Annotated in this window: 11 protein-coding genes; all 11 read left to right on the forward strand. The window is 61.7% G+C overall.

Annotated elements, in window-relative coordinates; genetic code table 11:
- Positions 1 to 20 precede the first annotated feature (20 nt).
- Positions 21 to 1,292 carry a lipoprotein-releasing ABC transporter permease subunit gene (locus tag AC6CDK_RS05310; protein ID WP_039643755.1) on the forward strand — a complete coding sequence of 424 codons (1,272 nt, stop codon included), beginning with the start codon at positions 21 to 23 and terminating at the stop codon, positions 1,290 to 1,292.
- Positions 1,285 to 1,959 (forward strand): ABC transporter ATP-binding protein, encoded by a 675-nt coding sequence (locus AC6CDK_RS05315; protein WP_192905426.1) that lies wholly within the window; start codon positions 1,285 to 1,287, stop codon positions 1,957 to 1,959. The genes AC6CDK_RS05310 and AC6CDK_RS05315 overlap by 8 nt, the downstream gene beginning before the upstream one ends.
- A gap of 66 nt (positions 1,960 to 2,025) precedes the next feature.
- The gene (gene bamA / locus AC6CDK_RS05320) at positions 2,026 to 4,323 is read left to right on the forward strand and encodes an outer membrane protein assembly factor BamA (protein ID WP_039643758.1); all 2,298 of its coding nucleotides are present in this window, start codon (positions 2,026 to 2,028) and stop codon (positions 4,321 to 4,323) included.
- 38 nt (positions 4,324 to 4,361) lie between these two features.
- Positions 4,362 to 4,880: an OmpH/Skp family outer membrane protein gene (locus tag AC6CDK_RS05325; protein ID WP_039643760.1), complete on the forward strand. Its 519-nt coding sequence runs from the start codon at positions 4,362 to 4,364 to the stop codon at positions 4,878 to 4,880.
- 1 nt (position 4,881) lies between these two features.
- Positions 4,882 to 5,925: a UDP-3-O-(3-hydroxymyristoyl)glucosamine N-acyltransferase gene (gene lpxD, locus AC6CDK_RS05330; protein WP_192905427.1), complete on the forward strand. Its 1,044-nt coding sequence runs from the start codon at positions 4,882 to 4,884 to the stop codon at positions 5,923 to 5,925.
- A 100-nt stretch (positions 5,926 to 6,025) separates the two neighbouring features.
- Complete coding sequence (fabZ, locus tag AC6CDK_RS05335; protein ID WP_010942905.1) at positions 6,026 to 6,478, forward strand: 3-hydroxyacyl-ACP dehydratase FabZ; 453 nt, start codon at positions 6,026 to 6,028, stop codon at positions 6,476 to 6,478.
- Complete coding sequence (lpxA, locus tag AC6CDK_RS05340; protein ID WP_039643765.1) at positions 6,479 to 7,249, forward strand: acyl-ACP--UDP-N-acetylglucosamine O-acyltransferase; 771 nt, start codon at positions 6,479 to 6,481, stop codon at positions 7,247 to 7,249.
- Positions 7,246 to 8,178: a Gfo/Idh/MocA family protein gene (locus AC6CDK_RS05345; protein ID WP_039643766.1), complete on the forward strand. Its 933-nt coding sequence runs from the start codon at positions 7,246 to 7,248 to the stop codon at positions 8,176 to 8,178. Before lpxA ends, AC6CDK_RS05345 begins: the two co-directional genes overlap by 4 nt.
- An 88-nt stretch (positions 8,179 to 8,266) precedes the next feature.
- Positions 8,267 to 9,358, forward strand: a complete 1,092-nt coding sequence (locus AC6CDK_RS05350; protein ID WP_192905428.1) for a DegT/DnrJ/EryC1/StrS family aminotransferase — start codon at positions 8,267 to 8,269, stop codon at positions 9,356 to 9,358.
- 66 nt (positions 9,359 to 9,424) lie between these two features.
- The gene (gene lpxB / locus AC6CDK_RS05355; protein WP_192905429.1) at positions 9,425 to 10,579 is read left to right on the forward strand and encodes a lipid-A-disaccharide synthase; all 1,155 of its coding nucleotides are present in this window, start codon (positions 9,425 to 9,427) and stop codon (positions 10,577 to 10,579) included.
- Positions 10,579 to 11,088: ABC transporter transmembrane domain-containing protein (locus AC6CDK_RS05360; protein WP_496639762.1), on the forward strand; the 510-nt coding region annotated here is incomplete at its 3' end. The genes lpxB and AC6CDK_RS05360, both read left to right, overlap by 1 nt.

Below are 11,088 nucleotides of genomic sequence, written 5' to 3' on the forward strand. Positions count from 1 at the left end.
CCCAGTCCCGAGGTTCATAGATGCCCTACGAGCTTTTTATCGGTCTCCGCTATCTGAAGGCCAAGCGGAAGTCGACCTTCATATCGATCATCACCTTTATTTCCACCGCAGGCGTTGCCCTGGGGGTGCTCGCGCTCATCGTGGTTCTGGCGGTGATGACCGGCTTCGAAGAGGATCTCAAGGAAAAGATCCTCGGCACCAATGCCCACATCGTGGTGCTGAAATCGAGCGGCGGCATCGAGGACTATCACGCCATGATGGAGCGGCTAAGTGCCGTCAAAGGGGTTAAGGCCGTCACCCCGTTCATCTACAGTCAGGTGATGCTTTCCTCGGGCGGCAACGTTTCCGGCGTGGTGCTCAGGGGGATCGATCCCGCCACCGACCCCCAGGTCACCAACCTCTCACGCTCCCTCGTCGACGGCAAGCTGACCGATCTCACTGCAGTCCCGGCCCCCCTTGCCTCGGCCGAGCCGGCCCGGCCCGGCATCATCATCGGCAAGGAACTGGCGCGCTCCCTCAACCTGTACGTGGGCGACACCCTGAACGTCATCTCTCCGCTCGGCAACATCACCCCCCTCGGCATGGTTCCCAAGATGAAGCAGTTCCGGGTGGTGGGGCTCTTCAACACCGGCATGTTCGAGTACGATTCGACCCTGGCCTACGTGGGGCTCGGCGAGGCCCAGGAGTTTCTTTCGATGGGAAACATGGTCACCGGCATCCAGCTCCGGGTGGCCGATGTCTACCACACGGGAGAGATGGTGCGGGAGATCAACCGCGACCTCGGATTCCCTTACTATGCCCGGGATTGGATGCAGATGAACAAGAACATTCTTTTTGCCTTGAAGACCGAAAAGATGGTAATGTTCATCATTCTGACCCTGATCGTCCTGGTGGCCGCTTTCGGCATTGCCTCGACCCTCTTCATGGTGGTCATGGAGAAGACCAAGGACATCGCCATTCTCAAATCCATGGGGGCGCCAGGGCGGAGCATCATGAAAATTTTCGTTCTCGAAGGGCTCATCATCGGCATCTCCGGGACGGTCATCGGCGTTGTCGGCGGACTTCTGGTGGCGTTGAACCTGGAGCCCATCGTGGGGTTCATCCAGCGGGTCACCGGTTTCGAGCTGTTCAGCAAGGACGTTTACTACCTGGATCATTTCCCGTCCCAGGTCGTGCCGTCCGATGTGCTGCTCATCTCGGTGACGGCCGTGGTTATCTCCCTGGTGGCGACCCTCTACCCGTCCTGGCAGGCATCGCGCCTCCCCCCGGCCGAGGCGTTGCGCTATGAGTAGCCTCATCGAGGTTGTGGACCTCTGCAAGACCTACGGCGCCGGAGACACCCGCATCGATGTGCTCAGGGGGGTCAATCTGGCGGTTGCCGAAGGGGAAACCATTGCCCTGGTGGGGGCATCGGGGGCCGGCAAGAGCACCCTGCTCCATCTTATGGGGACCTTGGACCGGCCGTCGTCGGGGTCGGTGCTGTTCGGCGGCGAGGATGTCTTCCGGAAGAGCGACATGGACCTGGCCGCCTTCCGCAACCGCTCCATCGGCTTCGTGTTTCAGTTTCATCATCTGCTGCCTGAGTTCACGGCAGAGGAAAACGTCATGATGCCGGCCCTGATCGGCGGCATGAAGCGATCCGCGGCGCTTGTCCCGGCCCGGGAGCTGCTTTCGGAGGTCGGCCTTGCCCACCGGCTCACCCACAAGCCGGGGGAGCTGTCCGGCGGGGAGCAGCAGCGGGTGGCCATCGCGCGGGCTCTGGTCCTGTCGCCCCGGCTCCTGCTGGCCGATGAGCCGACCGGCAACCTGGACATGAAGACCAGCGACGAGGTTCATGAAACGCTTTCCGAAATCAACCGGAAACGGGGCCTGACCCTGGTGGTCGTGACCCACAACGAGCGGCTCGCTTCCCGCATGGGGCGGACTGTCCGGCTGGTGGACGGCCGCATCGAGGAGTAGCACCCTTTCGTCTCAACAGGCAGCACGTAGGGCAGCGCAGTTAAAATCCACATTTCCGGGGTAGCGGTGCGACGGCTACAAGCGACTTCACTAGGAATCATTGCCGCAGTGGTGCTGAACGTTCAGGGCGTTCGGGCCGAGGGTGAGAAAATCATCGATGTCCGGGTCAACGGGAACCGGCGGGTCGAGACGGCTGCCATAACCAATGCTCTTTCGCTCAAGACGGGCGATCTGCTCTACGCCGAAAAGGTGGATGCCGATGTGCGGGCTGTTTACAAGCTCGGGCAGTTCATCGACGTGCGGGCAGAGACCGAGCAGGGCGACGGCGGAGTGGTCCTGGTCTATACGGTGCAGGAGAAGCCCATTATCCGCGAGATCAGGATCGAGGGTAACAAGGAGCTTTCCACCGACAAGGTGCGGGACGCCCTGGGACTCAAGGCGAACTCCATCTTTTCCCAGAAGGAGTTGACCCTGGCTGGCAAGCGGGTCAAGAAACTCTACGGGGACGAGGGCTATTACCTGGCCGAGGTCACCACCCGGAGCGAGAAGCGTTCCGACACCGACGTGCGGGTGATTGTCTCGGTTGCCGAAGGGGAAAAGGTCCTGATCAAGTCGATCCGCTTCGAAGGAAACAAGGCGTTCAGCGCAAGCAAGGTTCGCGGGGTCATGGAAACCAAGGAAAAGTGGTTCCTGTCCTGGCTTACCGGTGCCGGCACCTATAAAGATGAAGTGGTGAAGAACGATGTGAACCTCATCGCCGATCTCTACTTCAACAACGGCTACGTCAACGTCAAGGTCGGCGAGCCCCAGGTGACGCTCAACGAGGACAAAAGCGGCCTCATCGTGACCATCGGCATCACCGAGGGGGACCAGTTCAGGACCGGAAGCATCGGCTTCAAGGGGGATCTGCTGGAAAAGGAAGAGGACCTCGCCAAGGGGCTCAGGCTCAAGTCGGGGGACATCTTCAGCCGGGCGAATCTCCGCACCGACGTTATGGCGCTCACCGATCTCTATGCGGACAAGGGGTTCGCCTTTGCCAACGTGACGCCGCTCACCAAGGTGAACCCGGAGACGAAGACCGTGGACCTGACCTTCGAGTTCGAGAAGGGGGACAAGGTTTTTTTCGATCGGATCAACGTCAGCGGCAACACCAAGACCCGCGACAAGGTCATTCGCCGCGAGCTGAAAGTGGCCGAGGGCGAAACCTACAGCAGCACCGGCCTCAAGCAGAGCAAGCAGCGCCTCATGAACCTGGGGTTCTTTGAGGAAGCGGCAATCTCCACGGTCAAGGGGAGCTCCGAGAACAAGCTGGACGTGAACATCGAGGTGAAGGAGAAGCCCACCGGTACCTTCAGCATCGGTGCCGGCTACAGTTCCCTGGACGGCCTTATCGGCCAGGGCTCCGTTTCCCAGGGCAACTTCCTCGGTTTGGGCCTCAGGGCCAACCTAGCCGCCTCCATCGGCGGCAAGTCGTCCACGTTCAACCTGGGTCTCACCGACCCCTATTTCCTCGATACCCGCTGGACCCTGGGGGGCGACCTCTACCGGACCGAGCGCGACTACCTCGACTTCACCCGCCGGGCAACGGGCGGCGACATCAAGGCGGGGTATCCCCTGAGCGACACCATGAGGACCCTGTGGGTCTACAAGTATGAACAGAAGGAAATCTTCGACATCTCACCGGCCCTGCGGGTCGTGCCCGAGACCGACTCCACCACCAGCTCCATTTACGTGAGCCTGACCAGGGACACCACCGACTACCGTCTCGATCCCACCCGCGGCATGGTCAACAACCTCTCGGTCGAGTTTGCCGGACTCGGCGGCACAAACCGGTTCCTCCGCTACTACGGCGACACCTCGGTCTTTTTCCCGACCGGCTTCGGGACGGTGCTGAGCCTGCGGGGCACCCTCGGCTACATCCAAGGGCTCGGGGGCAAGGACATTTCCATCGACGAGCGCTTCTTCGCCGGCGGCATCAATACGCTGCGGGGATTTGAGGGCCGAAGCGTGAGCCCGTCCATTATCACCTACGTGCCGACCACCGACCCGCTGACCGGCCTCCCCACGACAAACCCCGAACGGGCCTTTGTCGGCGGCGACAAGGAGGCGATCCTTAACGTGGAATACACGATTCCGCTGCTCAAGGATGCGGGCCTCAAGGGGGTCCTCTTCTTTGATGCGGGCAATGTGTACGGCGAGAACCAGGATATGTTCTCCAGTGTCCTGATGAGCTACGGCGCCGGTATCCGGTGGGTGTCCCCCATGGGTCCGCTGCGGCTTGAGTACGGCATTCCGCTCAACCCCCGCGACGGCATCGACAAATCGAGCGGGCGGTTCGAATTTTCAATCGGGAGCTTTTTCTAGAGTTCTCGGGTTTCAGAGCACCAGCTAAAGGAGAAACAATGAAAAGAATCATTGCAGCCACTGTCGTTACGTTGTCGCTCATGGCCGCCTCCGCTTTCGGGGCGGAAGGGGGCAAACTCGGCTTCATCGACATGCAGAAGGCCCTCAACCTCTCCGAAGCGGGCAAGGAGGCCAAGGAGCAGCTTGCCGCAAAGGTGAAGAAGTACCAGGACGAAATCAACCTCAAGCAGGATGAACTCAAAAAACTGAAGGACGACCTGGAAAAGCAGAGCGTGCTCCTGTCCGATTCGGCGCGTAGCGCCAAGGAAAAGGACTACCAGCAGAAGCTCAAGGAGTTCCAGCGGTTCACCAAGGATGCCCAGGACGAGCTCCAGGCCAAGGACGAGGAGTTCACCAAGCGGATCATCGAGGAGCTCGAGCGGGTCATTCAGGATTTCGGCCGCAAGAGCGGCTACACGATCATCTTCGTGAAGAACGAAAGCATGATCTTCGCCGATGATAAGGCCGACCTGACCGATGACGTTCTGAAGATTTTCAACTCCTCCCGGAAGAAATAAGATGACCGTGCGCAAGACGCTACAGGAACTGGCAGACTACCTGGGTGGAACGCTGGCCGGCGACGGCTCCCGGGAGATCGTCGGCGTGGCGAGCCTCGACGATGCCACTGACAGTCAGATCACGTTTCTCGCCAATCCCCGCTATGCGCCGAAGGTTGCCTCCACCAGGGCAGGGGCGGTCATTCTGCCGCCCGGCGCCGAACGGCACGGCCACAACGCCATCGTGGTTTCCAATCCCTATCTGGCGTTCGCCCGGCTGCTGACCCTTTTCTACGTGGCTCCCCGCGCGGCCCGCGGGGTGATGGCCGGAGCCCATGTCGGCCGGGGCGTGAAACTCGGCTCGGAGATAACGATCCACCCGGGTGCGGTGGTCGGCGATAACGTGACCATCGGCGACCGGGTGACGCTCCATCCGGGAGCGGTGCTCTACGAGGGGGTCACTGTCGGCGACGACGTCACGCTCCATGCCAATGTCACGGTCTATCAGGGGTGCCGCATCGGCAACCGGGTGACGATCCACGGTGGGACCGTCATCGGTTCCGACGGCTTCGGCTACGCGCCCGACGGCGACGGCTGGTACAAGATCCCCCAACTGGGCAACGTGGTGATCGAGGATGACGTGGAAATCGGCGCCAACGCCGCCATCGACCGTGCCGCCCTTGCTTCCACCGTTATCGGCAAAGGGGCCAAGATCGACAACCTCGTCATGATCGCCCACAACTGCGTCATTGGCGAGAACTGCATGATCGTCTCCCAGGTGGGCATTTCGGGGAGCACCAAGCTCGGCAGACGGGTGACGCTCGGCGGGCAGGTGGGAGTGGCCGGGCACCTTGAGATCGGCGATAATGCCATGGTTGGCGCCAAGTCGGGTGTTCCCGGCAACGTGCCGTCGGGCACCATCGTGAGCGGCATTCCCGCCTTTGATCACCGGGAGTGGCTCCGTGCCTCGGCGGTTGTGCCGAAACTCCCTGAAATGAAGCGGGCTGTGGCTGCCCTGGAAAAACGGCTCCGCGAGCTCGAGGAGAAGCTGGAATCCGCAGGCTAGCCGGCTCCGCACCGGTTTGTTTCTTTCATTTCGGTCGTGTAATCGAGAAAACGCGACTGTCCTCCGGGCGGTCCGTTTTTCTCTTTTGAGGAGCGTGAACATGGAAACAGTCTTTGATATCAACGAAATCATGAAGATTCTCCCCCACCGCTACCCCTTCCTCCTGGTGGATCGGATCGTGGAGTACGTTGCCGGCGAGCGGATCGTGGGGATCAAGAACGTCAGCATCAACGAGCCGTTTTTCCAAGGCCACTTTCCTGGACATCCGGTGATGCCGGGAGTCCTGATCGTTGAGGCCATGGCCCAGGTGGGGGGAATCTACGCCTATGTGACCTTGGGTGACGAGGTTCGCGACAAGGTCTGCTACTTCGCCTCCATCGACAACGTCAAGTTCCGCAAGCCGGTGGTGCCGGGAGACCAACTGCGGATCGAAGTGACGATCTCCGGTTGCAAGCGGGGTATCTGGTGCTTCAGTGCCAGGGCCACCGTGAACGGCAAGCTGGTCACCGAGGCGGAGCTCAAGGCGACCTTTGCCGACAAGGAAAAGCTCTAAATGATTCATCCTACGGCAATCGTGCATCCCGGGGCGGAAATCGCCGAGGGTGTAGAAATCGGCCCCTATGTCATTATCGGGGAGCACGTTCGTATCGGACGGGGCACAACCGTTGGACCCCACACCGTCATTGACGGCTGGACCGAGATCGGCGAGGACAACCGGATATTCAATATGGCCTCGGTGGGCGGCATTCCCCAGGACCTGAAGTACCGGGGAGAGGAAACCTGGCTGCGGATCGGCAACCGTAACGTCATTCGCGAGTTCACGACGCTCCAGCCCGGGACGGTCACCGGCATCGGCGAAACGGTAATCGGTGACGACAACCTGTTCATGGCCTACTGTCATGCGGCCCATGACTGTGTGATCGGCAATCGGGTCATCATGGCCAACGGATCGACACTGGCCGGCCATGTGGTTGTCGAGGATTTCGCCATCCTCGGCGGGCTTTCGGCGGTTCATCAGTTCGTCAGGGTGGGCGAGAGCGCCATGCTTTCCGGAGGAGCCATGGTTGTGCAGGATGTGCTGCCGTTCACCATCGCCAGCGGCAACCGGGCGATTTCTTCCGGTCTCAACACGGTGGGGCTCCGACGGCGCGGCTTCTCCGAGGAGCTCGTTGGCCGGATCAAGAAAGCCTACCGGCTCGTGATCCGGTCCGGCCTCAAGCTGGAGGAGGCGTTGCGCCGCATCCGCGAGGAAATCCCTCCCTCGCAGGAGATCGATCACTTTGTTACTTTTGCCGAGAAATCGGAAAGGGGACTCTGCAGATGACGGACAAACTACGGACAGCGGTTATCGGCGTCGGTTACCTGGGACAGTTTCACGCGGAAAAGTATGCCCAGCTTCCTGATTCCGAGCTGGTGGCGGTGGTCGACACCGACATGAACCGGGCCGCAGAGGTGGCGGCCAAGGTCGGTGCCAGCCCCTGCGCCGATTACCGTGAGCTGTTGGACCGGGTCGACGCCGTGAGCATTGTGGTGCCGACTCAGTACCATTTCGAGGTGGCGCGGGCGTTTCTGGACCGTGGTGTCCACGTGCTGCTGGAAAAACCGATTACCACCACCATCGAGGAAGCGGATGAGCTGATCCGCATTGCCGATGAGCGGAAGGCGGTGTTCCAGGTGGGTCACCTTGAGCGCTTCAATCCGGTGGTCATGGCCCTTGACGAGCTGCTGACCGGGCCGCGCTTCATCGAATCGCTGCGGATCGCGCCGTTCAAGCCCCGGGGGACCGATGTGAACGTGGTGCTCGACCTCATGATCCACGACATCGACATCATCCAGCACATCATCGATTCGCCCGTGAAGCAGGTCAATTCCATCGGTGCGCCGGTCTTCACCGACGAGGAAGATATTGCCAATGCCCGGATCCAGTTCGAGAACGGCTGTGTGGCCAACGTCACCGCCAGCCGGATCAGCCTGAAGAGCGAGCGCAAGATGCGGATCTTCCAGGCCGACTCCTACATTACGGTCGACTTCCAGAATAAATCCCTGGCAGTCTTCCGCAAGGGGAGCGGCGAGATGTTCCCCGGCGTACCGAACGTGGCCATGGACCAGAAGACGTTCGAGCAGGGCGATGCCCTGAAGAGCGAGATCGCCTCGTTCCTGGAGTGCATCAGGACCGGGGCGACTCCGGTGGTGAGCGGCCGGGACGGCAAGCGGGCGCTGGAGACGGCGCTCATGATCACGAAACAACTGTAGACGCGTTGAAGCGTTAACGGATTGATACGTTTGATCTGATGGTCAAACACCACGTCCGCGTTTCAATGCGTATCCAAGGAGGAAGACAATGATTCCAATGGTAGACCTCAAGGTCCAGTACCTGAAGCTTAAAGACGAGATCGACCGGGGCATTCTGGAGGCCCTGGAGAAGACCCAGTTCATCCTCGGTCCCAACGTGAGCGCCTTCGAGGAGGAGGCTGCGGCGTACCTGGGCGTGAAGCACGCCATCGGGGTGGCCTCCGGCACCGACGCCCTTCACCTTGCCCTGGCCGCGGCCGGCATCAAGGAGGGAGACGAGGTGATCACCTCCCCCTTCACCTTCATTGCAACGGCCGAGGCCATCCGCTACGTGGGGGCGACGCCGGTCTTCGTCGACATCGACCCGCGCACCTACAATATCGATCCTGCAGCCATCGAGGCGGCCATCACCCCCAGGACCCGCGCCGTGCTGCCGGTCCACCTGTTCGGCCAGCCCGCCGACATGGGGGCCATCGAGGCGATCTGCGCCAGGCACGGTCTCCTCCTGGTCGAGGATTGCGCCCAGTCCTTCGGCGCCGCCGCGGCCGGCCGGATGACCGGTTCCATCGGCGCTCTGGGGGCCTTCAGCTTCTTCCCCAGCAAGAACCTTGGGTGCTACGGCGACGGGGGCCTCGTGACCGCCTCCTGCTCCGAAACGGCCGAGATGGTCAAGGTGCTCCGCAACCACGGGAGCAAGGTCCGCTACCACCATTCGGTCATCGGCTACAACAGCCGTCTTGACGAGATCCAGGCCGTGATCCTGCGTGCCAAGCTCAAGCATATCGACGAGTACAACCAGGGGCGGCGCCGGGTGGCTCACCTCTACTCGGAACTGCTGGCCGGCACCGGCATCGTCACCCCTTACGAGGACGGCAAGGGCGTTCACGTCTATCACCAGTACACCCTGCTCACCGAGCGGCGCGACGACATCATGAAGGCCCTGACCGGCGCGGGCATCGCCTCCGCCATTTACTATCCCATCCCGCTCCACAAGCAGGATGTCTTTGTCGCACAGTACGCCGGCCTGACCCTGCCGGTGACCGAGGATGCGGCGGCCCGCTGCATGTCGCTCCCCATCTTCCCCGAGATGACCGAGGAGCAGGTGCGCGAGGTGGTCGGGGTCATCAAGAGCGCGCTCTAGCTGCGACACCTGCCACGACACTGAACACGGAGACGCCCTGCGGGGCGTCTCTGCCATTTTTGACGGATGACAGAAAACACATCACATCGAATCATGATCGTGGCCGGCGAGGCCTCGGGCGACCTCCACGGGGCCGGGCTGGTCAGGGAAGCGCTCCGTCTTGACCCGACCCTCTCTTTCTTCGGCATCGGGGGCCCCCGCATGCGGGAGGCCGGGGTGGAGACCCTGGTGGACTCCTCGGAGATGGCGGTGGTGGGTATCGTGGAGGTACTGGCCCACATCGGGGTGATCTCCCGGGCCTTCATGACGCTCAGGCGGGTCATCGCTTCGAATCCGCCCGATCTCCTGATTCTCATCGACTACCCTGACTTCAACATGCTGCTTGCCCGGGTGGCCCGGCACCACGGCGTCAAGGTGCTTTACTACATCAGCCCCCAGGTCTGGGCCTGGCGGACCGGGCGGGTCAAGACCATCGGTCGGCTGGTGGACCGGATGGCCGTGGTGTTTCCCTTTGAGGTGCCCTTTTACGAACGGGCCGGGGTGCCGGTCAGCTTCGTGGGCCATCCCTTGGCGGACCGGGTGCGCCCGACCATGGGGCGTGACGAGGCCCTGGCCTCCTTCGGGCTCGATCCGGGGCGGCGGGTGGTGGGGCTCTTCCCCGGCAGCCGCCGCGGGGAGATTGCCAAGCTCTTCCCGGTAATCCTCGAAAGCGCGCAGTTGTTGCGGGAACGCTATCCCGGCCTCCAGTTCATCCTGCCGCTGGCATCGAGCCTCACCGACGGGGACATTGCTCCCCAACTGGAGGCATCGGGCCTTGACGTGACCGTGGCCCGGGACCGGGTGTACGACGTGATGCAGGTGTGCGATGCCATCGTGACCGTGTCCGGCACCGTGACCCTGGAGATCGCCCTCATGGGCGTGCCCATGGTGATCATCTACAAGGTGTCCCCGCTCACCTACCAGGTGGGTAAGCGGCTCATCCGCGTGGACCACATCGGGATCTGCAACATCGTGGCCGGCGCGCGGGTGGTGCCGGAACTGATCCAGGACGAGGCATCGGCCGACCGAATCGCCGCCGAGATCGGACGCTATCTGGATGATTCCGCCTATGCCGAGAAAACCCGCGCCGGGCTTGCCATGGTCAAGGAAAAGCTCGGTACCGGCGGCTGCTCTGAACGGGTGGCGGGAATCATTCTGGAAATGCTCGGAAAGCAGGTCTAATGGAAACCTTCAAGCGCATTCTGCATTACAGCAAGCCCTACTGGTGGCGGATCGTCATCTCCATGGCAGCGTCACTCTGCGTCGGCGGTACCGATGCGGCCATCGCCTGGATGGTGGAGCCGCTGCTGAAGAAGATCTTTTCCGAAAGGGACATGACGATTTTCATCCTCGTCCCTGTGGCCCTGATTATCGTCTTCCTGTTCCGCGGGGTGGCCCGGTTCCTCCAGGGCTACTATGTCCAGACCGCAGGTCAGCTGGCCATCCAGGACATCCGCAACGAGGTGTACCGCAAGCAGGTAGGGCTGCCCCTGCGCTATTTCACCGATAATCCCACCGGGACCCTCATGTCCCGGATCATGAGCGACGTGGGCCAGATGCAGCAGGGGGTAGCAAATATCGTCACGAGCCTGTTGCGAGACGGCGTGACCGCCATCGGCCTGCTGGGCGTCATCTTCTACCGCAACTGGCAGCTGGCGCTCATCACGTTTATCGTGCTCCCCCTTACGGCC

It is taken from the genome of Geobacter sp. PheSNFMC (assembly GCF_059620965.1).

Coding starts and splice junctions, on each gene's coding strand:
- AC6CDK_RS05310 (WP_039643755.1), top strand. CDS start 21: ATGCCCTACGAGCTTTTTATCGGTCTCCGCTATCTGAAGGCCAAGCGG.
- AC6CDK_RS05315 (WP_192905426.1), top strand. CDS start 1,285: ATGAGTAGCCTCATCGAGGTTGTGGACCTCTGCAAGACCTACGGCGCC.
- AC6CDK_RS05325 (WP_039643760.1), top strand. CDS start 4,362: ATGAAAAGAATCATTGCAGCCACTGTCGTTACGTTGTCGCTCATGGCC.
- lpxD (WP_192905427.1), top strand. CDS start 4,882: ATGACCGTGCGCAAGACGCTACAGGAACTGGCAGACTACCTGGGTGGA.
- fabZ (WP_010942905.1), top strand. CDS start 6,026: ATGGAAACAGTCTTTGATATCAACGAAATCATGAAGATTCTCCCCCAC.
- lpxA (WP_039643765.1), top strand. CDS start 6,479: ATGATTCATCCTACGGCAATCGTGCATCCCGGGGCGGAAATCGCCGAG.
- AC6CDK_RS05345 (WP_039643766.1), top strand. CDS start 7,246: ATGACGGACAAACTACGGACAGCGGTTATCGGCGTCGGTTACCTGGGA.
- AC6CDK_RS05350 (WP_192905428.1), top strand. CDS start 8,267: ATGATTCCAATGGTAGACCTCAAGGTCCAGTACCTGAAGCTTAAAGAC.
- lpxB (WP_192905429.1), top strand. CDS start 9,425: ATGACAGAAAACACATCACATCGAATCATGATCGTGGCCGGCGAGGCC.